The sequence below is a fragment of the Enterovirga sp. genome (genome assembly GCF_035325185.1).
In the GTDB taxonomy this organism is placed as follows: domain Bacteria; phylum Pseudomonadota; class Alphaproteobacteria; order Rhizobiales; family Beijerinckiaceae; genus Enterovirga.
Genome location: NZ_DAOLAJ010000025.1, coordinates 15187 through 38059, shown reverse-complemented (window position 1 = coordinate 38059; position 22873 = coordinate 15187). Strand labels below are relative to the sequence as shown.

Genomic DNA, 22873 nt, shown 5'->3' with positions numbered 1-22873 from the left:
GACATTCATCACACACATCGCCGCAAATCGCGTGCCGCAGTTTCGGGCGGGCTGGCGGGCCGGTCGGCGCGCGATATCCTGTGGTCGCCGTGCCACAGAGATCGAACATTGTTGCGTCTCGCCTCGATCATCATCTGTCTGCTCGTTTTTCTCGGCGCCGGCTGGGCGGTCACCGGGGCCTTGGCAACGCCGCGCGACGAGGACTTGTTCATTCGGCCGATCGACCAGCGCTGGACGCTCTTCGCCAGCGCCGATCTCGGCAGCTCCGTCTTCCTGGCGGGCGGATCGAAACAGGCCCTCGTCGGCCCGCTCGACCGTCCGGGTTTCCTCGTCATGGAATCGAGCGGGATCGGACTGACGCGCGAGAGGGCGCGTCTCGGCGGGATGGTCTTGCCGATCGATCGCTTCACGCATCAGGCCAGCATGCTCGGCGGCTACCAGACCATGATCGGGCCGCTCTATCTCGCGGCCTATGCCGGGCCCGAGCTTCAGCATGAGCAGGTCGCCTATGATGGGCGGTTCTCCCGCCTGTCCCAGCCGCGTTTCGGTCTGCGCGGCCAGTTCGAGCTTTGGTACAATCCGACGCCGGACACGCTGGTCACGACGACGCTCGTCGCAAGCTCGGCCGCCACCAGCTTCTGGGGCCGTGCCTCGACGGGGATCAAGCTCTTCGCCAATGCCTATGTCGGACCGGAGGTCACCGTCTACGTGACGCCGACCTATCGGGAGGCGCGCATTGGCGGCCATCTGACCGGGGCGGCGATCGGGATCGTGAATCTGCGCCTCTCTGCGGGGATGATGACGGGCGACAACCGCCGCTCGCTCTCCCCCTATGCCGGCCTCAGCGCCTGGATCCGCCTGTAGCGGTTCTCACTCCCCGTCCGGCTCGAAGGGCGTGACCGACAGCATGTCGGCCTCCAGCGGCTCCTCGTCCGCCTGGAGCGCGAGGGCGTCGGAGGGAAGCGGCATGGCCATGTCGGCGGGGATGCGGCCTTCCAGGAAGCCGAGGCCCTTCAGTTCCTCGAGGCCCGGCAGGTCGCCGATCGCCTCGAGGCCGAACTGGGCGAGGAAGGCGGCCGTCGTGCCGAAGGTGACCGGGCGCCCCGGCGCCTTGCGGCGGCCGCGCAGCCTGATCCAGCCCGTCTCCAGCAGGATGTCGAGCGTTCCCTTCGAGGTCGCGACCCCGCGGATCTCCTCGATCTCGGCTCGCGTCGCAGGCTGGTGATAGGCGATGATCGCCAGCACCTCCATGGCGGCGCGCGACAGCTTCTGCGGAGGGGCGGCGTCTCCTGCGAGCGCATAGGCGAGGTCGGTCGCGGTGCGGAAGGCAGAGCCCCCGGCCACCCGCACGAGATTGATGCCGCGTCCGGCATAGTTCCGCGTGATCTCGGCGAGGACGGCGCCGAGATCGGTGCCGGCCGGTAGGCGCGCGGCAAGCTCGGCATCCTTGAGGGGCTGCGGAGAGGCGAAGATCAGCGCCTCGGCGACGCGCACGGCCTCGTCCGGCACTGGGGGAGCCGCAGGGGCAGCGGGTTCCTCGACGAGGCGCGCGACCTCGCGCAGGTGCCTGACGGTCGCGGCGCTCATGGCGTCACCAGCCGCAAGGCCGGCTCGCGCCGGCGGATCATGAGAGGAGCGAAGGGCCTGTCCTGGCGCAGGCTCGCCTTGCCCTCGCGGACCATCTCCAGCGTCGCCGCGAGGGCGGAAGCGAGGACCGTGCCGCGCATCACGGGCTCGGCCCGATAGCGCAGGAGGAGGTGGTCCAGCTCCACCCACTCGGCCGCATGGCCGAGAAGCCGCTCCAGCGCTTCCCGCGCCTCGACCAGCGACCAGACATGGCGCTTGGCGACGGTGACGTGGGAGGCGATCTTCTTCTGGCGCTGGGCCGCATAGGCGGCGAGGAGGTCGTAGAGCGAGCCGGTATAGGCCGCGCGCAGGGCGACCGGCGGCTCGGGGGCGCCCCGCCCGAAGATGTCGCGGCCGAGCTGCGCGCGCTCGCCGAGCTTCCGCGACGCTTCCCGGATCGCTTCCAGGCGGCGCAGCCGCAGGGCGAGGGCGGCGGCGAGGTCGCCCGCGCTCGGCTCCTCGGGCTTCGGCGGCTCGGGCAGGAGCAGGCGCGACTTCAGGAAGGCGAGCCAGGCCGCCATCACCAGATAATCCGCCGCCAGCTCCAGCCGCATGGCGCGCGCATCCTCGATGAAGGCGAGATATTGCTCGGCCAAGGCCAGGACGGAAATCTCGTGGAGATCCACCTTCTGGCGCCGGGCGAGGTCGAGCAGCAGGTCGAGCGGTCCCTCGAAACCCTCGACATCCACCACGAGCTGGGGATCGCTCTCGGCCCGCTCCGTCTCGAATGGGGTGTCCTGCACTGAATCTCCGGGGCGATTCCCGCCGGGAGCAGGAATGTGACCGGCTAGGCCGTCAGCGCAAGCGCCATCTCGAAGGCGTCGAGGGCGTCCACAGGATCGAAATCCTCAGGGTCGCGCGCGATGATTGCCAGCGCCGCCTCGGCCCGCTCGAGGGAGGCGCCGGAGAGGAGCGGCACGCCCTCGGCGACGCCGCGGGCCTCGGCGAGATCGCCGCAGCAATGGAGGGCGATGTCGCAGCCGGCGGCGATCGCCTCCTCGGCGCGGGTGCGGAAGGAGCCGGCCAGCGCCTTCATCGAGAGGTCGTCGGTGAAGAGCAGGCCCTCGAAGCCGATCTCGCCCCGGATGATGTCCTGGACCACGCGCCGGGAGACGGTGCCGGGACGCTCGGGATCGATCGCCTCGTAGACGACATGGGCCGTCATCGCGGCCGGCAGGTGCGAGAGGCACTTGAAGGGGGCGAAGTCGCGCGCCCGCAGCTCCTCCAGCGGGGCATCGACGCGCGGCAGGGCGAGGTGGCTGTCCGCCCCCGCCCGGCCGTGGCCGGGAATGTGCTTGGCAACGGGCAGGACGGCGCCCGCCATCAGCCCCGCGGCGGCCGCTCCCCCGAGCGCCGTGACCGTGCCGGGATCCTCGCCATAGGCGCGGTCGCCGATGACGTCGTGCGCGCCCGGAACCGGCACGTCGAGCACGGGCAGGCAGTCGACGGTGATGCCGATCTCGCGCAAGTCGTGCGCCATCAGCCGCGCGCCGAGGCGGGCCGTCTCGCGGCGGGAGACCGGGAGACGGCCATACGCGCGCCCGGCCGGATAGCGGGGCCAATGGGGCGGCCCGAGGCGCTGCACCCGCCCGCCTTCCTGGTCGATCAGAATGGGGGCATCGGCCCGCCCGACCGTTTCGCGCAGGGAGGCCGTCAGCGCGAACACCTGCTCCGGGTGCTCGATGTTCCGCCGGAACAGGATGAAGCCGAATGGGTCCGCCTCCCGGAAGAAGGCGCGCTCGTCCGGCGTCAGTGCCGGGCCCAGGCAGCCGGCCACGAATGCCCGCATGGTCAAGCCTCGTCGGTCGCGCGAGCGCGAATCAGTTCACGGCGACGAAGCAATTGCCGCCCTTTGCCTTGAGGCGGCTGCACATCGCGTCGGCTTCCGGCTTGCTCATCGGCCCAAGCCGCACGCGATGGACGGTCTTGCCGTTCACCTTGGCGCTGGTCAGGCGCGCCGGCTTGTTGTCGAGGGCGCTGCCGAACTTGTCCTGCGCCTGGTCCCAGGCGGCGCGCGCCTCCTGCTCCGTCGAGCGCACCGCGATCTGGACGGTATAGCCGCGGGCGGCGGCGGCCGGCTTCTCCGCCGCAGGGGGCTTTTCGGCGGCGGGCCTGGCTGCCTCGTGGGCGGGCTTCGGCTTCGCGGCGGCGGGTTTCGGCGCCGGCGCCGCGGGCTCGACGGAGGCGACTCGCGGCGCCGCGGCCGCATGGCCGAGGGAGGCCGGACGCGCCGGAGGCAGCACGCTCACGGGGGGAGGCGCCGCGGGCGGTTCCGCCGCCGCTTCGACGGGAGCCGGTTCCGGGGCGGGAGCAGGAGCGGGAGCCGCCGCGGCCTGTGGCGTCGGGGCGGGCGCGGCCGGGCGCATGGCGGCGGGAGCCGCGGCAGCGGGGCGCGCGGGCACGGAGATGGTCTGGACCGACACCGGCGGCGGCAGGCCGCCGCTCGGGATGACGTCCTGCGCGCCGGCGGCGAGGGGCGTGGCCGAGCCGGTGACGGCGGGGTTGTAGGCGCTGCCGTCCGGCGCCACGGACACGGTCCGCACGCGGCGCGGGCTGCCGAGGGCGTCCGCGACGGCGTCGCGGGCGGGAGAGACCGGAGCGCGCGCCGAGACGGGCGGCGTGACGGCGCGCACGTCGACCGGCTGCTCGCGCCCGTCGACGACGCGGCTCTGCCCGTCCTGCGGGCCGCGGGCATAGATCTGGCGATCCTGGTTCGGCACCTCGACGCCGCCGGGATTCTCGGGGGCGACCTTGAGCGGGGACTGATCCGCGGCGATGACGGGCGGCGCGCCGGAGGAGAGAAGGCCGGATTTGCGGTAGGACAGGCCGAGGGCGACCACGCTCACCGTGGCGGCGAGCCCGGCCATGACCGCGATCAGCTTGGCCCGCGAGGGGCGGCGGCGAAGGGGAGGGGAATAGTCCTCGGCGGCCAGCGCGTCTTCCTGCGACCCGTAGGCCTCGGCGACCGGGTCGTAGTCGCGCGGCGCCTCCACCTCGTGGTGGTGGTGATGATGGTGCCCGGCGGGGGAATAGGACCGCGCGGCAGCGTCCTCGGCCGCAAAGGAGAAGGCGTCGTGGCTCGGCCCGACAAGAGCGGGCAAATTGGCGTTCGCCGGCTGCGGCTGCGGCGCGGCTTCCGAGGCGGAATGGGCGGGGCTCAGGATGCCCCGGAAGGGATCGTTCTGGCCCACGATGCGCGCCAGCTCGGCCAAGGGGTCGGGCTTCGCCGGCTGCGGCATCTCGACCGAGCGCCGGAGCTGCTTTTCGATCTCGTCGATGTCGATCTCGAAGCGCTGGTTCCTGGCTTCACTCATCATATACTCTCCGGTCCAGATCCGGACCTGGCGAGGTCCTAGACCATGAGGTGGGCGACACCGCGGCAAAAGGCCAAGATGCTTGCCGGAGAGAGGACGCGTTCAGCGCATCTCGTCCGGTGCCCGCACACCCAGGATCGCGAGGCCCGAGGCCAGCACGCCTTTCAGCGCGCCGACCAGCGCCAGTCTCGCGACCGTCGACTTTTCATCGTCTTGCTTAACAAACCGTAATTGCGGCAAGTCTTTGCCCTTGTTCCAGAGAGCATGGAAAAGACCGGCGAGATCGTACAGATAAAACGCGATCCGGTGCGGCTCGTGCGCCGCCGCCGCCGCGTCCACCGCGCGCGGAAACTGGCCGATGCGGCGCATCAGCTCCTCTTCCGCCTCGTCCGACAGGAGGTGAAGCTCGGCTGCGGCCAGTTCCTGCGGCTCCGGGACGCGCCCGAGCGCCTCCTGCGCCTGCCGGAACACCGAGGCCGCGCGGGCATGAGCGTATTGGACGTAGAAGACCGGATTGTCCTTGGATTGCTCGAGCACCTTGGCGAGGTCGAAATCGAGCGGGGCGTCGTTCTTGCGATAGAGCATCATGAAGCGGACGGGATCGGTCCCGACCTCGTCCACGACGTCACGCAAGGTCACGAAATCTCCCGCGCGCTTCGACATCTTGACCGGCTCGCCCTCGCGCAGGAGCTTCACGAGCTGGCACAGCTTGACGTCGAGATCGGCCCGCCCGCCGCTGACGGCCTGCACCGCCGCCGCCATGCGCTTGACGTAGCCGCCATGATCGGCGCCCCAGACGTCGATCATATGGGTGAAGCCGCGCTCGAATTTCGAGCGGTGATAGGCGATGTCGGCGGCGAAATAGGTATAGGAGCCGTCCGATTTCAGCAGCGGCCGGTCCACGTCGTCCCCGAACTGCGTCGCGCGGAACAGCGTCTGCTCGCGATCCTCCCAGTCCTCGACCGGCTGCCCCTTGGGCGGCGCGAGGCGGCCTTCATAGACGAGGCCGCGCTCCCGCAGCTCCGCGATGGTCGCCGCGATCTGGTCGGCGGGCCCTGCGGTCAGTGAGCGCTCCGAGAAGAACACCTCGTGGCGGATGGAGATGGCGGCGAGATCCTCGCGGATCAGCGCCATCATGGCGTCGATCGCGGCCTCGCGGACGAGCGGCAGCCATTCCTCGTCGGGCATTTGCAGCAGCGAGCGGCCATGGGCCTCGGCGAGGGCGGCCCCGACCGGCTTCAGGTAGTCGCCCGGATAGAGGCCCTCGGGAATCTCGCCGATCTCGTCCCCCAGGGCCTCGCGGTAGCGCAGGAAGGCGGAGCGGGCGAGGACGTCGACCTGCGCGCCCGCATCGTTGATGTAGTATTCGCGCGTGACCGCGTAGCCCGCCGTTTCGAGGAGATTGGCGAGGGCGTCGCCGAAGACCGCCCCGCGGCCATGCCCGACATGCATCGGCCCGGTCGGGTTGGCCGAGACGTATTCGACGTTCACGGCCTCGCCCGCGCCCCGGCCGCTCCGCCCGAATCCCTTCGGATCGAGGAGGGCGGCCCGGATGACGTCGTGATGCACATGCGGCGCGAGGCGCAGGTTGATGAAGCCCGGCCCCGCCACCGTCGCCTCCGTCACGCGCGGATCGGCGCGCAGATCGGCCGCGATCAGCTCGGCGAGGGCGCGCGGATTGGCCCGGGCGGGCTTCGCGATCGCCATGGCCGCGTTGGTGGCGAGGTCGCCGTGGCTCGGATCGCGCGGCGGCTCGACCAGGATCCGGCCGGTATCGAGGCCCGGCGGCAGGCTGCCCGCCGCGGCCAGCCGCTCGATGGCCTCGGCGACGCGCCGTTCGAAGAGCCCGAAGATGTTCATATGACGATCGAATGTCCCAGCGAGGGCCGCGAAAGCGGGGGCAATAGCAACCGCGCCGCCGAAAGGGTAGGTGTCGTTCCAAAAGGAGAGCGGCGTTGAGGTTTGCGACGGGCGGGAATGCGCGCTGGGCCGGCTTCCTGTGCCTCCTCGTCACCGCCCTCGGCTGGGGCCTGAACTGGCCGGCGATGAAGGTGCTCCTGCGCGAATGGCCGCCTTTTTTCGCCCGCGGGCTCGCGGGCGTCGTCGCGGCTTTGCTCCTTGCGGCTCTCGCGCTCCGCAGGGGGGAGAGCCTCGCCGTGCCGCCGCGATTCCTGCCGCGCCTCTGCCTCCTGGCCCTGACCAACGTCTTCTTCTGGATGGGCCTCACCACGGTGATGATGCAATGGGTCACCGTGGCCGAGGGCGCGCTCCTCGTCTACACGATGCCGATCTGGTCGATGCTGCTGTCCTGGCCGCTCCTCGGCATCCGCCCGACGCCCCGGATGACGGCGGCGCTGGCGCTCGGCATCGCGGGGACGGCCGTCCTTCTCGGCGGCGGCATCCAGCTGGGCAGCGACAAGGCGTGGGGCGTCGCGCTCGGGCTCTCCTCGGCCATCCTCTTCGCGCTCGGGGGCATCCTGAACCGCAAGCCGCCGCCGCTTCCCCCGCTGGCGCTCGTCGCCTGGCAGATCGGCCTCGGCTGCCTGCCCATGCTGCTCATCGGCCTCGTCTTCGAGAGGCAGAGGATCGGCCCGCTGAGCCCGCTCGGCTGGGCGCTCCAGGCTTACATGACCCTCGTGCCGATGGGCTTGTCCTATGTGACCTGGTTCGCCGCCCTGCGCCTGCTTCCCCCCGCGACGGCCTCGATGGGCACGCTCATGGTCCCGCTGGTCGGCATCGTCGCGGCGGGGCTGGCGCTCGGCGAGCCGCTCGGCTGGCGTGTGATCGCGGCCCTGCTCCTCGTCCTGAGCGGCGTCGCGCTCGCCCTGAAGCCGCCGGCCGCCCCGAAAGCCGATCCGGGATAGGCACCGCCGCGGAGGTCAGAACAGCTTCTCGATCAGGGCGAAGATCGCGTAGGCGAAGCCGAAATTGACGCCGATTCCGAGGGCGCCGAAGACCATGCCCGCGATCACCACGATGCCGTCGCGCTCGACGAGGCCGAGTCCGATCAGGCAGACGGCGAGGCCGAGCGGAATCTGCCCGATCACGGGGGCGGCGACGATCAGTCCCAGCGCGAGGGCGAAGAGCACGAGGCCGATCAGCCGCAGCGCCAGCCCCGATTCGAGAAGCTCGATTCGGGGCTGGGACCAGCGTTCCAGCTTCTGGAGCACTGGCAGGGCGCGCTCGACCGCGCGCTCGACGGCTTCCTGCGGAATGGAGCGCCGCAGGAGCGCCGCCGGCAGCCAGGGCGAGGGCCGCCCCGCCACGAGCTGAAGCGCGACGAGCGCGAGCAGCAGGCCGCAGACCAGGGGAATGGGCGGCGGCATCGGCAGGCAATTGGGCAGGCCGAGCAGCACGACGAGAATGGCGAAGGCGCGGTCCCCCAGCACGGACACGATGTCCGCGACGGTCAGCCGTTCGCCCGCGGTCCTGACAAGGGATTGCAGGATCGCCGAAATTCGAGCTTCAGGGAACACGGATTCCGACCGGGGGGGAAGGGAGCCGCACTCTCTAGACCAGGTCACCGTCCCGGCCAAGGGAGGGGGGCTGCGCAAGGGTTTCGTCACGTGAGGCTACTCGGCGGTCGCCGTGAGGTCGATCGCCTCCAGCACCCCCGCCGGGGTGGGATTGGCCATGTAGTCGGCGAGGCCGAAGCCGCCGGGCTGACGCGCGCGCGCCTGGATCGTGAGCTTGCCGGGCTTGGCCACGAACCGGGCGACGGCCTGGGCCAGGGTCTTGGCCGCCGGCCCGCTGCCGAGAACGGCGGGAATGCCCACGGAGGCTGCCATGGCATATTCGCGGCGCACGTCCTCGGGCGCGCGCTTCTGCCTCCTCGCCTCGCGCGCGACGATGCGCTCGAAGAGGCCGCGATCCTCGATGACCAGCTCGATCGACTTGGCCGCGGCGCTGAGCAGCGCGACGGAGGCGACCGCCGTATCGGTGTTGAAGACCTCGCGGCTCACCCGGCCGATCACGCCGCGCAGGGTGGCGGTCCCCATATCCTTGCCGTCGACGGAGATGTCGCGGACGACCAGTTCCTGCCCGGGCTCGTTCCAGCCGAGATTCAGGCCGAGGGAGCCGTCGAGGCGCTCGTAGCCGAGCTCGCCCAGCATGGCGATGCCGGCCTGGTCGGAGGCGATCGAGACGGGCCCGCTCATGTTGCGGATCGTGAAGCGCAGGTCGGTCGGGATGCCGTTGATGGGCTTCTCGGCCGCGATCTCGAAGCGTCCGAGGCCGATGCGGCCCGGCTGCTCGCCCCCGGAGGCCGACGATCCGGGCGGCATCTGGACGTCCAGATTCTCGATCCGAATCGAGGAGATCACCGGCAGGAGCCGCCGCACCAGGGCCGGGCCCGGATGGTCGGGATTGGCCGCAAGCTCCCGGAAGGTTTCGACGAGGGCGTTGCCGTTGAGGCCCCCGAAGGCCAGGGTGCCGTAGCGGATGCGCATGCCGGCCGCCGAGATGTCGAGATCCTCGACCTTCATCTCGCCTCCACGACCGGCCGCCGCGCCCGTGAAGCCGGCGCGCGCGATCTTCACGTCGAGATCGACATCGTCCTTCTCGACATGGCCCTTCATCGAGATGTCGGACGCCTCCACCGTGCCGATGGAGAAGGCCTCGAAAAGCTCCGCGAGCGAGTCCATCGTCCGGGTCAGGGCGGCGGGATCGTCCTTGGCGGCCTCGGCGGCGCCGAGGGCCTCGATGGTGCCCGTCCAGCCCAGCGCCGTCGGCCGCGCGGAGAAGCCGCTGCCGCTCATGCGGCCGACCTGCGTCGTGATGCCGGAGGAATCCGTCACCCGGACCGCCTCCATCGAGAACGCGCCGTAGATCTGCCGCAGCGGCCCCGCCGGCCCCTTCGCGGGGGAGAGCAGCGCCAGCGCGGCGCCGGCATCGACGTCCTGCATCGACAGCGGGCCGTTCGTGCTCGTGACCTTCCTGCCCTGCTGGGTGCCTTCCATGGAGCCGCCGGCGGCGGTGATCGTGGCGATGCGGCCGCCGCGGACGCTCTTGAGGGAGACGTCGCGATAGGTCGTGCGCTGGTCGATCCGCGGCATCTTGAGGGTGGCGACCACTTCGGGGGCGAGGATCTCCTCCGCGTCGAGCTTGGCGAGGCGATCGCTCCAGGGCTCGGGGCTGGCCGGATCGAGCAGGCGCGACAGCTCCGCCTGCGAGAGCGCCGATCCCCGCACGATCACCCGCGGCGCCTCGTAGGACATCGCGTCGCTGCCGAAGCGGACGTTCTGGACCACGGATTCGGTCTGGGCCTCGGCGGCTCCCGCGAGGGCCGCCCAGATCGCGAGCGCGAGGGCGAGGCCGCGCCCGGAGGGTGTCAACGAAGCATGGCGCACGAAAGGCTCCCTTGGGGCGACCTGGATGGGACCGGACGAGGACCGGTTCTCAGAGCGAAAACGAAGTGCCGCATCCGCAGGACGCGGTTGCCTGCGGATTGTCAATCTTGAAGGACTGGCCGATCAGGTCGTCGACGAAATCGAGCGTCGATCCCTTCAGATACTGGAGCGAGACTTCGTCGATCAGCACGCTCGCTCCGTCCTTCTCGACCAAGAGATCGTCCGCCGCCCGCTCGGCATCGATGTCGAAACCGTATTGAAAGCCGGAGCAGCCGCCCCCATTGACGCTGATGCGCAGCATGGACCCCGCAGGCTCGCCCGCAAGGATCTCGCCGATCCGCCGGGCGGCGGCGGCGGTGATGACGATGTCGGTGCCTTGAGCGTTCATGGCCGAATTCGAGAGTGCCCGGAACTTGCCGATAAGCCTGTGGCGAAGGTAAGGCGCGAATTGCTGCGCCGCAACCCGGGCAGGGCGGCGCATGGCGCGGGAGGCGCTCCGACGAGATGACGCGGGCCGTCCCGAAAGCTTCGCGCGACACTCGCCCCCGAGGCGAGCGCTGGCGCGCGCCCTATGCCTGCGATCCGGGGGCGAGCCGGGGCCGGGTTCATCGCGAGGACGCCTCGCCCACCCGCAGCGACTTCCAGCGGGACCGGGACCGCATCGTCCATTCCGCCGCCTTCCGCCGCCTCACCCACAAGACCCAGGTCTTCATCTATCACGAGGGCGATCATTTCCGCTCGCGCCTCACCCATACGCTCGAAGTGAGCCAGATCGCGCGGGCCATCGCCCGCGCGCTCGGCCTCGACGAGGATCTCGCCGAGGCCATCGCGCTCTCGCATGATCTCGGCCATCCGCCCTTCGGCCATACGGGGGAGGAGGCGCTCGATTCCTGCCTCGCTGGGATCGGCGGCTTCGACCACAACGCCCAGGCCTTGCGCGTCGTGACGAGGCTCGAGAATCGCTATGCCGCATTCCCCGGCCTCAACCTGACCTGGGAGACGCTTGAAGGACTCGTGAAGCATAACGGGCCCCTGATCGGCCCCGGAGGCGAGCCGTCCGAGAGCAACCGCCATGGGGTCGTGCCGGCCCCGATCCTCGATCACGATCGCATCCAGCCTCTCGGTCTCGACCTTTTCGCGAGCGGCGAGGCGCAGGCGGCGGCGCTCGCGGACGACATCGCCTATGATGCGCACGATCTCGACGACGGGCTTCGCGCGGGCATCCTGCGTCTTGAGGAACTGCACGAAGTCCCGTTCCTCGCCGAACTGCTCGGGGAGATCGATAGGCGCCATCCCGGCCTCGATGCGCCCCGGACCGTCCACGAGCTGACGCGGCGCGTCATCACGCGCTTCGTCGAGGATGTGATCGCGGAAAGCGGGCGGCGCCTCGCCGGGGCGCGCCCGCGGGATGCCGACGCGATCCGCGGGGCGGGGATGTCCCTCGTCGCCTTCTCGCCCGCAATGGCGGAGGCGGACCGCTCGATCAAAAGCCACCTCTTTCCGCGCCTCTATCGTCACGAGCGGCTGATGGCGGTGCGGCGCGATGCCGAGCAGGTGGTGCGGGACCTGTTCGAGCTTTTCGCGAGCGATCCCGCCGCGATTCCGGCCGACTGGCGGCAGGGCCTCGATGCCGCCGCGCCGGAGGCGATCGCGCGGCGCGCGGGAGATTACATTGCCGGGATGACCGACCGCTTCGCGCTCCTCGAGCATCGCCGCCTCTTCGAGCACACTCCGACGCTGAGGATCGTCTGAGGCTTCGGGGCGCCCTGGGGGCGATAGGGTGAAGCGTCTTGCCCGCGATCAATTTGATCGATGGAATGGATATGAAGTGTTCGAAGCTCCCTCTTGTCAGCCCCTTCCCCTCCGCTTCGCTCCGGCCGGGAATGACAAGAGAATGCGATCGTGCGCGAAACCTTACCGAATGTTCATGCGGGGGAGATGGCGGGGTAAGGCTCACCCTCTCATATTCTCCTCATCGGATCGGGTCATTCCGGCCTGACCGCTCCGCCCCCGAGCGGTCCTGGCCGGGCCTGATGTCCCGGAGAAACGAGACGCGGGCTGCATTCGTCGCCCCCCGCCAGCTCGGCGTTTCGTGACGGCAGGCCGGATCATATCCGGCCTGCCGTTCCGCTTTCGGGCACGCTACATGTCGGGCATGCGAATCCTGATCATCGAGGACGATCGAGAGGCCCTGGCCTATCTCGTCAAGGCGTTCCGCGAGGCCGGCCACACCGCCGACCAGGCCGCCGACGGGCTCGACGGCTACGCGCTCGCGCGCGACGGCGACTACGACGTGCTGATCGTCGACCGCATGCTGCCCAAGCTCGACGGCCTGTCGCTCATCCGCTCGCTGCGCGAGCAGAAGGTCGAGACCCCGGCCCTGATCCTGTCCGCCCTCTCGCAGGTGGACGACCGCGTGAAGGGCCTGCGCGCCGGCGGCGACGACTACCTGCCGAAGCCCTATGCCTTCTCCGAGCTGCTGGCCCGCGTCGAGGTTCTGGCGCGGCGCAGCGGCAAGGCCCCGGCCGGGGAGGCCACGACCTACCGGGTCGGCGATCTCGAAGTGGACCGGCTGTCCCATCGCGTCACGCGGGCGGGGCAGGAAATCCCCATCCAGCCGCGGGAATTCCGTCTCCTGGAATATCTCGTCCGCCATGCCGGGCAGGTCGTCACCCGCACCATGCTGCTGGAAAACGTCTGGGACTATCATTTCGACCCGCAGACCAACGTGATCGACGTCCACGTCTCCCGGCTGCGCTCGAAGATCGACAAGGGCTTCGAGCGGCCGCTCATCCACACGGTGCGCGGCGCCGGCTACATGGTGCGCGACGGCGCGCGATAGGACCCGACCATGGCGAGCGACGAAGTCCGGGCCGAGGCGCCTTCCGCTTCCTCGCGGCCGGGCTCCAGCCTGCTGCCGAAGCTGTTCCGCACCACGGCCTTCCGGCTGTCGCTCATCTATCTGGGCGTCTTCGCCGTCACGGTCTTCCTGATCCTCGGCTATGTCGCCTGGAACGCGACGCGCATCTTCAACGAGCAGATCATCGAGACGATCGAGGCCGAGATCGGCGGGCTCGCGGAGCAGTACAAGACGGCCGGCATCCGCCGCCTCGTCGCCATCGTCGACCGGCGCAGCCGGCAGCCGGGCGCCTCGCTCTACCTGCTGACGACCTTCCAGGGCGAGCGCATCGCCGGCAATGTCGGCTCGCTGCCGCCGGGAACGCTCGAGAAGGAGGGCCAGAGTGAGATCGACTACGCCCGCCAGGACGAGGAGGTTCGCGACCACCGGGCCATCGTGCGGGTCTTCATCCTGCAAAGCGGCTTCCGGCTCCTGGTCGGGCGCGACATCGAGGACCGCAACCGCATCCGTGCGGTGATGGGGCGGGCCCTCGGCGTCTCGCTGCTTCTCGTCGCCATCCTCGGCTGCCTCGGCGCCTGGTTCGTGGCGAGACGGGTGCTGCGCCGGATCGACGGGATGACGGGGACCACCGCGACCATCATGGCCGGCAATCTCGAAGGCCGGCTCAAGGTGGACGGCACCGGCGACGAATTCGACCGCCTCGCCCTCAGCCTCAACGCCATGCTGGACCGCATCGGCGAGTTGATGACGGGCATCGCCGAGGTGTCCAACAACATCGCCCACGACCTCAAGACGCCCCTCACGCGCCTGCGCAACCGGGCCGACGAGGCACTCCGCACCGCCGAGGGGACCGACGCCTTGCGCGAGGCCCTCGACGGGGTGATCGAGGAGGGCGACAACCTCATCCGCATCTTCAACGCGCTCCTGATGATCGCGGGGGTCGAGGCGGGGCACGGCGCCGCCGCGATGGCCGATTTCGACGCCGCCGAGATCACGCGCGACCTCGCCGAACTCTACGAGCCCTCGGCGGAAGAAGCCGGGCTCGGCATGACGTGCGACATCGCCGAATCGCTGCCCGCCCACGGCAACCGCGAATTGGTGGGTCAGGCCCTTGCGAACCTGCTCGACAATGCCATCAAGTACGGCAGCGCCTCCGAGGCGCAGGGAGGGCCGGTCACCGTGACGGCGGAGCGCGACGAGGGCATGATCAGGATCACCGTCGCCGATCGCGGCCCGGGCATTCCCGAGGCCGATCGCGAGCGCGTCCTCGGGCGCTTCGTCCGCCTCGAAGCCTCGCGCAGCCAGCCGGGCTTCGGCCTCGGCCTCAGCCTCGCGGCGGCGGTGGCACGCCTCCACGGAGGCAGCCTGACGCTCGGCGACAACGGGCCGGGTCTCAGGGCCACCCTGTCCATTCCGCTGCGGGCGGGCGCCGCATCTTGACCGAATCGCTCGCGAGCCGGGCGCACTGGGGGCGCAGCAGGGGCGAGGCCGCCTTCGAGGCCGTCCTGGAGGCGATTCGCGTCGGGTCGCCCTTCCTGCGCGAGCTGGCCGAGGCGGACGAGGAGCGCCTCGCCCGATTCGCCGCGACGCCGCCCGAAGAGGCGTTCGAGGCGATCCGCTCGGCGCAGGCTGGGCTTCTACGTCGGTTCGAGGCGGGCGACCTCGACCGGGACGGTGTCGCCGTGGAGCTGCGGCGCAATCGCGGCGCGCAGGCGCTGCTCGTCGCGCTGGCGGATCTCGCGGGGACCTGGCCGGTCGATCGGGTCACGCAAGCCCTCAGCGATTTCGCCGATGCCTCGGTCGCGACGGCTTTGGGCGTCGCTTTGCGCGAGGCGGTCGAATCCGGGAAGCTCGACGGGGAGCGGATCGGCGAAGACGGGGCCGGCTGCGGCGTGACCTTCCTCGCCCTCGGCAAGCACGGCGCGGGCGAGCTGAACTATTCGAGCGACATCGATCTCGTTGTCTTCTACGACCCCCACGCGCCGGCCGTCCGCGACGCGCACGAGGCGGGGCGGATCTTCATGCGCATCGCGCAAGGCGTGCTGAAGCTTCTCTCCGAGCGCACGGCGGAGGGCTATGTCCACCGCGTCGATTACCGCCTGCGGCCCGATCCGGGCTCGACGCCGGTCGCCGTCTCCCTTCCCGCCGCCTACACCTATTACGAGACCGTGGGGCAGAACTGGGAGCGCGCCGCGATGATCAAGGCGCGCCCCGTCGCCGGCGACAGGGCGCTCGGCGAGACCTTCCTCCAGGATCTGCGGCCCTTCATCTGGCGCAAGTATTTCGACTTCAACGCCATTGCCGACATCCATGCGATGAAGCGCCAGATTCACGCGGTGCGCGGCCACGGCTCGATCGCCGTCGAGGGGCACGACATCAAGCTCGGCCGGGGCGGCATCCGCGAGATCGAGTTCTTCGTCCAGACCCAGCAGCTCGTCTTCGGGGGGCGGCGCCCGGCGCTCCGCGGCCGGCGCACGCTCGATATGCTGGCCGAGCTTCACCGCGAGGGCTGGGTGACGGAGAAGGCGCGCGACGAATTGTCGGAAGCCTATCGCTTCCTGCGCGGCATCGAGCACCGGCTCCAGATGGTGGCGGACGAGCAGACCCAGCGCCTGCCCTCCGACGCGCAGGATCTCGCCGCTTTCGCCCGCTTCGCCGGCTATTCGGGCCTGCCGGCCTTCGCCAAGGCGCTGACAGCACAGGCGAAGCGGGTCGAGCGCCATTACGGCCTCCTCTTCGAGGATGCCCCGGAACTCGCTTCCGACCTTGGCGACCTCGTCTTCACGGGCACCGAGGACGATCCGGCGACGCTCGCGACCCTCTCCCGGCTCGGCTTCCGCGACCCGCCGAAGGTCGCCGAGACGATCCGCGGTTGGCATTTCGGGCGGCGGCCCGCCATCATCTCGGCGCGAGCCCGCGAGGTGCTGACGGAGCTCGTCCCCGCCCTGCTCAAGGCGCTCGGCGGCACCGCCGATCCCGATGGCGGCCTCGCCTATCTCGACACGGCCTTCGCGCGCATGCCGGCCGCGGTCGAGCTGCTCGGCATCCTGCGCCAGCACGAGCGCCTGCGGCTCCTCTTCGCCGATCTCCTCGGCACGGCGCCCCGCCTCGCCGACGAGGTCGCGGCACGCCCGCACGTGCTCGACCCGGTGCTTGATCCGGCCTTCTCCGTGCCGGTGCGCGACGAGGAGGCGATCGAGCGCGAATTCCTCGGCCTCGTCGGGAAGCCGGAGGGGTTCGAGGAATTCCTCGACCGGATCAGGGACGCGGCCCACCAGCTCGAATTCGTGACCGGGGCGCGTCTTCTCTCGGGCATCCTGGCGCCGCACGAGGCGGGGCTCGCCAATGCCGCGATCGCGCGAGCGGCCATTCGCGCCGCCCTCGCGCGCGTCGAGGCCGCCTTCGAGGGCGAGCACGGAAAGGCGCCGGGCGGCCATCTCGCGGTGCTGGGCCTCGGGCGGCTCGGCGCCCGCAACCTGACACCGACCTCCGATCTCGACCTCGTCGTGCTCTACGAGTTCAACGAGAAGAAGCGCACGAGCGACGGGGACAGGCCGCTCGATTCGGTCGTCTATCATCTGCGCCTGACGCAGCGTCTCGTCGCGGCGCTGACCGTGCCGACCCGCCGGGGGCGGCTCTTCGAGGTCGATCTGCGGCTGCGTCCGGCGGGGTCGAAGGGGCCGATCGCAACGCAGTTCAAGGGCTTCCTCGCCTATCACGACGGGGAAGCGGAGCTGTGGGAGGAGATGGCGCTGACCCGCGCCCGCGTTCTTGCCGGGCCACCCGCCTTCAGGGCCCGGATCGAGAAGGCGATCGCCGCGGTCCTGCGCCGGCCCCGCGAGCAGCGGCACGTCTATGAGGCCGTCCACGACATGCGCACGCTCGTCGGCCGCGAGAAGGGCGACGGAGGCGAGCTGGACCTCAAGCTCTCGCCCGGCGCCCTGCTCGATCTCGATTTCCTGGCCCAGGCGCTCGTCCTGGCCCATGCGGCCGAGCATGGGAAGCTCGTGGGCATGCCCGCCATCGAGGTCTTCGCCGAGGCGGGCCGGCTCGGCCTTCTGGCGCGCGACGATGCGCGCGTCCTTGCCGAAGCCTACCGAATGCTCGACGACGTCATGCACTGGCAGCGCCTGACGCTCGGGGCGCAGGGCGAGGAGGGGGCCGAGACGCCGGGCCTCAGGGCGCGGCTCGCGGCGCTGGTCGGAGCGCCGGACCCGAAGGTGCTTGGCGCCCATCTCGCCGAGATCCGGCGTCCCGTCCGCGAGATCTTCGATCGCGTGCTGCGGGCCTGATTCTCTACTCGGCGGCGATCAGCCAGCGGGCGACGGGCGGCGCCGGGCGGGGCGCGGAGGCGTCGTTGGCGGCGGGCTGGACCTTCGGCAGGCTCACCAGGGCGATGGTGCCGACGCCGAGCTGGGAGCGCAGCACGAGCTTGCCGCCATGCAGCTCGACGAGGGCCTGGGCGATGGCGAGGCCGAGCCCGGCGCCGCCGCAGCTCCGGCTGTATTCCGATTCGATCTGGGCGAAGGGGCGCCCCATCTCGGGCAGCATCTCCGCCGGGATTCCAATCCCGGCATCCTCGACGAAGATGTTGATGCGCCCGAGCGCCGGGCGTACCCGGATGCGGACCTGGCCATCGCAGGCCGTGAACTTGACCGCGTTGCGCAGGAGCTGGACCAGGATCTCCCGGATCGCCGGCCCGTCGGCCTGGAGCGTCACGGGGCCGGCAATGTCGGCCGCGATGGCGATCCCCTTGGCGTCCACATCCTCCGACACCGCGCCGATCACGTCGGGCAGGATCTCGTCGAGGATGAGGAGGCCGGGGGAGAAACCGAACTGGCCCTTCTCGATGCGCGACATCTGGAGGATGCCGTCGATGATCTCCAGGAGCTTGACGCCGCTCGCATGGATGCCGGCCGTGTAGCCGACATAGCGGTCGTCCAGGGGCCCGAGCATCTGCTGGCGCATGACGTCCGAGAAGCCGATGATGGCGTTGAGCGGCGTTCGCAATTCGTGGCTGACCCGCGCCAGGAATTCCGTCTTCGCCTGGTTCGCCTCGTAGTTCCGCTCGGCGGCGGCGGCGTAGCATTGGGCGGCCGTTTCCGCCGCCCGCACCGAGCCTTGCAGGTGCTGCTCGCGGGCGCGGAGCTTCGCTTCCTTGCGCTTCAGCTCGCTCACATCCGTCCCGACCGAGACGATGCCGCCGTCCCGCGTGCGGCGCTCGCTGACATGGAACCAGCGGCCGTCCCCGATCTGGATCTCGACCCGGCTCGCGCCTTCCGCCGAGCCCGGCGAGAGGTCGAGGGGCCGCGAGGAGATCGGCGGGCGGGCCGCGGCCATGATCTCGCGCGAGGGCGTGCCCGGAACGGCGATGTCCCCGGCAATGCCGTTCAGCGCGAGAAATTTCGAGTTGCAGACGATGAGGCGCTGCTCCGCGTCCCAGAGTACGAAGGCTTCCGAGAGGGCGTCGACCGCCTCGTGCAGGCGCAGGTCGTCGCGCGCACGCTGCTCGGCAGTCATGCGCTCGGCCGTGACGTCGATGGCGAGGCCGATCAGGTGCCGCGAGCCGTCGGCGGGCTCGTTGATGGTCTCGCCCTTGATGCGCAGCCACATCCAGTCGTTCCGGGCCGTGCGGACGCGGATCTCGCGGTCGAGCGTGCCGGCATCGGAGGTCGAGAGCGCGGCCATCAGGCCCCGCACGCCGCCGTCCTCGGGATGCAGGAGAGCGAGGACCTCGCCGGCCGAAAGATGATCGCCCCGCGGCTCGTAGCCGAGGAGCTGGTACATCGAGGCCGACCAGAACACCTGGCGGCGTGTCGTGTCCCAGTCCCAGACGCCGCAGCGCCCATGCGTCAGCGAGGTGTCGATCCGGCTGCTGCGCGAGCGGCGCAGGCGGTTGCGCAGCAGGTTCTGCCGACAGCGCAGGCAGCCCGCTCCGAGGCCGAAAAGGGCGACGAAGGCGGCGATGGGGGCGGCCTCGTGCACATAGCGGTGATCCCCGTCGAGGCGGGCGGTCGCGAAAGGCTGCACGACGGCGATGTGGCCGGAGGGCAGGTTGCGGAAGGCCACGAGAACCGGGGTTCCGTCGCGCAGATGCGTGCGCCCGACAGTTCCCGTGCGGCTCAGCGGCTCGATATCGTCATCCGCCAGAAGCTCGGACATGAGGCGCGGCATGCGCGGGTCCGGGGAGGTCGTGCCCACGACGGCGCCGCGCCAGTCGACGACATAGACCGTGCGCTCGTTGGCGAGCGCCAGCGGCGGCAGGCGCTTGCCGAGGAGGCTGACGTGCTCGCGCGTCGGCGCCTCTTTCCCGGCCGCGAGCTGGACCTCGTAGGCCGCGACGCCGGCCACGAGATCGAGCCGGTCGATCGAGCGGGCGGGGATGGCGGTATCGAATTGGCGCCACAGGCACCAGACCAGGACGGCGACGGAGGCGAGCAGGAGGATGACGGCGGAAAGGACGAAAAGGGTGCCCCGGAGATGGGCGGAATGGGCCGATCTGACACAGGCAGCCGGCCATGTTCGCAGGCGCGCAAAACCGCCCGCGGCGTCCGCTTTCATGCGCGAGCCCCCTCGCGTGATTTCAGATTATCCGCCGAAGATGTGCCGCATCTCGTCGAATCGGCAACAATAGAATCTTCAATTGCCGATTTGTCTAGAGTCCCCGTACGAAGCTGTGGGCAACCGGCCGTTTCGTCCGATGTTCTCCGGCAGGGCTATCGCATATGGCGGAAACCGCCATATGCGATAGCCCTGCCTCTCAGGCGATGGCGAGCGAGCGGGCCACAATGTCGGCGACGTCGCGCGACAGGCCGGGAGCGTCGGCGATGGCGGCGAGAGCCGCCTCGGCCTCCCGCCGGCGGCCGGGCTCCATGCGTCTCCAGGTCGAGAAGGCGGTGAGGAGGCGCGCAGCCACCTGCGGGTTCGATCCGTTCAGCGCCAGCACCTGCCCGGCCAGGAAGCGGTAGCCCGCGCCGTCCGGCCGGTGGAACTGGGTCGGGTTGGCCAGCACGAAACTGCCGATGAGGGCGCGTACCCGATTCGGGTTCGACATCGCGAAGGCCGGATGGCCCATGAGGGCGCGCACGCGCTCCAGCGTGCCGGATTCGGGGATCGCCGCCTGGAGCCCGAGCCATTTGTCGAGGACGAGGGGCTCCTCGGCGTAACGCTCCGCGAAGGCGCGGAAGGCGTCCTCGCGGTCCGGCCCCGGAATCTGCGCGAGAACGGCGAGGCCGGCGAGGCGGTCGGTCATGTTGGTCGCCTGCGCGATCTGCCGCCGCGCCTCCTCCCGGCCCGTCTCGGGATCGGCCTGGGCGAGGAGGTCGAGGGCCATGTTCCGCAGCGAGCGCCGACCGGCGCCGGTGGCATCGGGCGAATAGGGGCCGGCTTCCTCCGTGGCGCGCCGGATGTCGGCGAGGCGGGGGGCGAGGGTGCGCCCGACGGTGCGGCGCGCCTCGACGAAGGCGGCGCGCACCGCATCCGGGTCGATCTCCTGGCCGATCTCCTGGGCGATCTCGGCCTCGCCCGGCAGGGCGATCAGCGCGGCGGCGAAGGCCGGGTCGCTTTCCGCATCCCGCGCCAGGGCCGCGTCGAGGGCCTCGCCCAGCCGCTCCAGCGCCGCCGGGCCGGGATCGGCTGCGCGGCGGGAGGCCCGCGCGGCGAGAAGACGCAAGGCGACCGTCTGGGCGGCCTGCCAGCGGTTGAAGGGGTCGCGATCGTGCCGCAGGAGGACGAGCATGTCCTCGTCCGACAGGGCGAGCGTCAGCTTCACGGGCGCGGAGAAATTGCGGAACAGCGACGGCACCGGCCTCTCGTCGAGATCGCGGAAGACCAGCGTGGCGCTCTCGCCCGCCATCACATGGACCCCGTCCGGCCGGACCTCCTCGCAGGCGAGGGGAAGCTCCCCGCCCGCGGCGGAGACGAGCCCCAGGGCGATCGGCAGCACCAGCGGTTCCTTCTCTTCCTGCCCCGGCGTCGGCGGTGTCGCCTGGGTGAGGTCGAGGCGGAAGCTGCGGGCGGCCTCGTCATAGGCGGCCTTCGCCGAGACCGCCGGGGTGCCCGCCTGATCGTACCATTTCGCGAAGGCGGACAGGTCGCGGCCCGAGGCGGCGGCGAAGGCGGAGAGGAAATCCTCGACCGTCGCAGCTGTGCCGTCGCAGGTCTCGAAATAACGCGCCATGCCGGCGGTGAAATCCGCCTCGCCGAGCAGGGTCCTGAGCATGCGCACGATCTCGGCGCCCTTCTCGTAGACGGTCGCCGTGTAGAAGTTGTTGATCTCCCGGTACTGGCTCGGCCGGACCGGATGGGCGAGGGGACCCGCATCCTCGCTGAACTGCCGCGCGCGCAGCGTGCGCACCTCCCCGATGCGGTGGACGGCGCGCGAGCGCTGGTCGGAAGAGAATTCCTGGTCGCGGAAGACCGTCAGGCCCTCCTTCAGGCAGAGCTGGAACCAGTCGCGGCAGGTGATGCGGTTGCCCGTCCAGTTGTGGAAATATTCATGCGCGATGACCGCCTCGATATTGGCGTAGTCGGCATCGGTCGCGGTGTCGGGGCTGGCGAGGACGTATTTGTCGTTGAAGATGTTGAGGCCCTTGTTCTCCATCGCGCCCATGTTGAAGTCGGACACGGCGACGATGTTGAAGACGTCGAGATCATATTCGCGCCCGAAGACCCGTTCGTCCCAGCGCATCGAGCGCTCCAGCGCATCGAGCGCGTATTCGGCCCGCCCCTCCTTGCCGGGCTCGACATGGACCGCGATCTCGACCTGCCTCCCGCTCGAGGTGACGTAGCTCTTCCCCACCCGGCCGAGGCGGCCGCCGACGATCGCGAAGAGATAGCCCGGCTTCGGGAAGGGGTCGTGCCAGACGGCGTAGTGGCGGCCCGTGCCCTCGACCCGCCCCGCCTCGACGAGGTTGCCGTTGCCGAGCAGGGTCGGCGCCTCCTCCGCCTCGGCCTCGATCCGGGTCGTGTAGACGGACATGACGTCCGGCCGGTCGAGCGCATAGGTGATGCGCCGGAACCCGTCCGCCTCGCATTGTGTGCAATAGATGCCGGAGGAGCGATAGAGCCCCATCAGCTTGGTATTCGCGTCCGGATCGAGTTCGGTGACGACCGTGAGGCGGAAAGGCCGCGCCGGGGGGCGATGAAGGATCAGCCCCTGGGGCGTGGCCTCCACGGTCTCCGGCGGCAGCGCCTGCCCGTCGAGCAGGACGGCGCGAAGGGTCAGTTCGTCCCCGTCGAGCATCAGGGGAGCGCCGGCGCGCCCTTCGGGATTCGCGCGGAACAGGGTCTCGGCGGTGACGCGCGTCGAGGTCGGATGCAGGAGGATGTCGAGCGCGATCGTCTCGGCGAGATAGTCGCTCGGCCGATAGTCGGCGAGCCGGGTGACGATCGGAGTGTCGGTGCGCATGGGTCGAGCCGCAGAGAGGAAAAGCCGCCGGCCGGCGGCGGATGGCCGCGCCCTAGCGGCGCTTGCCGTATTTCGCGATCGTCGCCGCGCAGCGGGGAGACAGCTCCGCGCGGCGGGCCATGAAACACTGCCGCACCTGGGGCGAATCCGGGTCGTAGGCCGAGCACAGGCGCGTATAATCGCCCGCGCAGTAGCGGCGGAACTCGGCCATTTCCTGGTCGCTCTGCGCGAGGGCGGGAGCGGATGCGGCCAGGACGGCCCCCAGCAGGAACGCGATCCGCCTCGCCCCGACCTCGATCATTCCAGCTTCCTCCGG

17 protein-coding genes are annotated in these 22873 nt (G+C 70.4%); 6 read left to right on the top strand and 11 right to left on the bottom strand.

Annotated features, from left to right (window positions below):
- Positions 1 to 108: 108 nt before the first annotated feature.
- A complete protein-coding gene (bcsS, locus tag PKD06_RS07320) occupies positions 109 to 864 on the top strand; it encodes a cellulose biosynthesis protein BcsS (RefSeq protein WP_324379097.1) in 756 nt (251 codons plus the stop codon).
- Positions 865 to 870: 6 nt separating this feature from the next.
- Here the strand turns inward: bcsS and scpB are convergent, their stop codons facing one another.
- The 5 genes from scpB to argS form a co-directional block, all read right to left on the bottom strand.
- A complete protein-coding gene (gene scpB, locus PKD06_RS07315) occupies positions 871 to 1587 on the bottom strand; it encodes an SMC-Scp complex subunit ScpB (protein WP_324379095.1) in 717 nt (238 codons plus the stop codon).
- Complete coding sequence (locus tag PKD06_RS07310) at positions 1584 to 2369, bottom strand: ScpA family protein (protein WP_324379093.1); 786 nt, start codon at positions 2367 to 2369, stop codon at positions 1584 to 1586. The genes scpB and PKD06_RS07310 overlap by 4 nt, the downstream gene beginning before the upstream one ends.
- Before the next feature lie 44 nt (positions 2370 to 2413).
- Positions 2414 to 3415, bottom strand: coding sequence for a beta-N-acetylhexosaminidase (gene nagZ / locus PKD06_RS07305; protein WP_324379091.1), 1002 nt, complete (start codon positions 3413 to 3415; stop codon positions 2414 to 2416).
- Positions 3416 to 3446: 31 nt separating this feature from the next.
- Complete coding sequence (locus tag PKD06_RS07300) at positions 3447 to 4943, bottom strand: SPOR domain-containing protein (RefSeq protein WP_324379090.1); 1497 nt, start codon at positions 4941 to 4943, stop codon at positions 3447 to 3449.
- A 99-nt stretch (positions 4944 to 5042) separates the two neighbouring features.
- Entirely contained in the window at positions 5043 to 6800 is a 1758-nt protein-coding gene (gene argS, locus PKD06_RS07295) for an arginine--tRNA ligase (protein WP_324379088.1), read from the bottom strand.
- A 95-nt stretch (positions 6801 to 6895) separates the two neighbouring features.
- On the opposite strand from argS, the gene PKD06_RS07290 reads away from it, so the two are divergent.
- Positions 6896 to 7804: a DMT family transporter gene (locus tag PKD06_RS07290; RefSeq protein WP_324379086.1), complete on the top strand. Its 909-nt coding sequence runs from the start codon at positions 6896 to 6898 to the stop codon at positions 7802 to 7804.
- A 15-nt stretch (positions 7805 to 7819) separates the two neighbouring features.
- Here PKD06_RS07290 and PKD06_RS07285 read toward each other — a convergent pair whose 3' ends face one another.
- From PKD06_RS07285 to erpA, 3 genes are all read right to left on the bottom strand, one after another.
- Positions 7820 to 8416 (bottom strand): exopolysaccharide biosynthesis protein, encoded by a 597-nt coding sequence (locus tag PKD06_RS07285; protein ID WP_324379083.1) that lies wholly within the window; start codon positions 8414 to 8416, stop codon positions 7820 to 7822.
- Between the two features lie 96 nt (positions 8417 to 8512).
- Entirely contained in the window at positions 8513 to 10288 is a 1776-nt protein-coding gene (locus tag PKD06_RS07280) for a hypothetical protein (RefSeq protein WP_324379081.1), read from the bottom strand.
- Positions 10289 to 10337: 49 nt separating this feature from the next.
- Positions 10338 to 10676: an iron-sulfur cluster insertion protein ErpA gene (erpA, locus tag PKD06_RS07275; RefSeq protein WP_324379079.1), complete on the bottom strand. Its 339-nt coding sequence runs from the start codon at positions 10674 to 10676 to the stop codon at positions 10338 to 10340.
- 116 nt (positions 10677 to 10792) lie between these two features.
- Here erpA and PKD06_RS07270 point away from each other — a divergent pair, with 116 nt between their 5' ends.
- The 4 genes from PKD06_RS07270 to PKD06_RS07255 all read left to right on the top strand — a co-directional run bounded on the left by PKD06_RS07270 (position 10793) and on the right by PKD06_RS07255 (position 17440).
- The gene (locus PKD06_RS07270) at positions 10793 to 12040 is read left to right on the top strand and encodes a deoxyguanosinetriphosphate triphosphohydrolase (protein WP_324379077.1); all 1248 of its coding nucleotides are present in this window, start codon (positions 10793 to 10795) and stop codon (positions 12038 to 12040) included.
- Between the two features lie 403 nt (positions 12041 to 12443).
- Positions 12444 to 13130 (top strand): response regulator transcription factor, encoded by a 687-nt coding sequence (locus tag PKD06_RS07265; protein WP_324379115.1) that lies wholly within the window; start codon positions 12444 to 12446, stop codon positions 13128 to 13130.
- 9 nt (positions 13131 to 13139) lie between these two features.
- The gene (locus tag PKD06_RS07260; RefSeq protein ID WP_324379075.1) at positions 13140 to 14588 is read left to right on the top strand and encodes a HAMP domain-containing sensor histidine kinase; all 1449 of its coding nucleotides are present in this window, start codon (positions 13140 to 13142) and stop codon (positions 14586 to 14588) included.
- Positions 14585 to 17440, top strand: a complete 2856-nt coding sequence (locus tag PKD06_RS07255) for a bifunctional [glutamine synthetase] adenylyltransferase/[glutamine synthetase]-adenylyl-L-tyrosine phosphorylase (protein WP_324379073.1) — start codon at positions 14585 to 14587, stop codon at positions 17438 to 17440. Before PKD06_RS07260 ends, PKD06_RS07255 begins: the two co-directional genes overlap by 4 nt.
- A gap of 4 nt (positions 17441 to 17444) precedes the next feature.
- On the opposite strand, the gene PKD06_RS07250 is transcribed toward PKD06_RS07255, so the two are convergent.
- The 3 genes from PKD06_RS07250 to PKD06_RS07240 form a co-directional block, all read right to left on the bottom strand.
- Positions 17445 to 19709: an ATP-binding protein gene (locus PKD06_RS07250; RefSeq protein WP_324379072.1), complete on the bottom strand. Its 2265-nt coding sequence runs from the start codon at positions 19707 to 19709 to the stop codon at positions 17445 to 17447.
- 199 nt (positions 19710 to 19908) lie between these two features.
- Positions 19909 to 22557, bottom strand: a complete 2649-nt coding sequence (gene pepN, locus PKD06_RS07245; RefSeq protein ID WP_324379070.1) for an aminopeptidase N — start codon at positions 22555 to 22557, stop codon at positions 19909 to 19911.
- Positions 22558 to 22609: 52 nt separating this feature from the next.
- The gene (locus PKD06_RS07240; RefSeq protein ID WP_324379068.1) at positions 22610 to 22858 is read right to left on the bottom strand and encodes a hypothetical protein; all 249 of its coding nucleotides are present in this window, start codon (positions 22856 to 22858) and stop codon (positions 22610 to 22612) included.
- Positions 22859 to 22873: the final 15 nt, after the last annotated feature.

What these genes read in the sequence shown, in the direction of transcription:
- scpB (WP_324379095.1), bottom strand. Translation starts at nt 1,587, where the DNA reads ATGAGCGCCGCGACCGTCAGGCACCTGCGCGAGGTCGCGCGCCTCGTC.
- nagZ (WP_324379091.1), bottom strand. Translation starts at nt 3,415, where the DNA reads ATGCGGGCATTCGTGGCCGGCTGCCTGGGCCCGGCACTGACGCCGGAC.
- PKD06_RS07300 (WP_324379090.1), bottom strand. Translation starts at nt 4,943, where the DNA reads ATGATGAGTGAAGCCAGGAACCAGCGCTTCGAGATCGACATCGACGAG.
- argS (WP_324379088.1), bottom strand. Translation starts at nt 6,800, where the DNA reads ATGAACATCTTCGGGCTCTTCGAACGGCGCGTCGCCGAGGCCATCGAG.
- erpA (WP_324379079.1), bottom strand. Translation starts at nt 10,676, where the DNA reads ATGAACGCTCAAGGCACCGACATCGTCATCACCGCCGCCGCCGCCCGG.
- PKD06_RS07270 (WP_324379077.1), top strand. Translation starts at nt 10,793, where the DNA reads ATGACGCGGGCCGTCCCGAAAGCTTCGCGCGACACTCGCCCCCGAGGC.
- PKD06_RS07265 (WP_324379115.1), top strand. Translation starts at nt 12,444, where the DNA reads ATGCGAATCCTGATCATCGAGGACGATCGAGAGGCCCTGGCCTATCTC.
- PKD06_RS07260 (WP_324379075.1), top strand. Translation starts at nt 13,140, where the DNA reads ATGGCGAGCGACGAAGTCCGGGCCGAGGCGCCTTCCGCTTCCTCGCGG.
- PKD06_RS07250 (WP_324379072.1), bottom strand. Translation starts at nt 19,709, where the DNA reads ATGAAAGCGGACGCCGCGGGCGGTTTTGCGCGCCTGCGAACATGGCCG.
- pepN (WP_324379070.1), bottom strand. Translation starts at nt 22,557, where the DNA reads ATGCGCACCGACACTCCGATCGTCACCCGGCTCGCCGACTATCGGCCG.
- PKD06_RS07240 (WP_324379068.1), bottom strand. Translation starts at nt 22,858, where the DNA reads ATGATCGAGGTCGGGGCGAGGCGGATCGCGTTCCTGCTGGGGGCCGTC.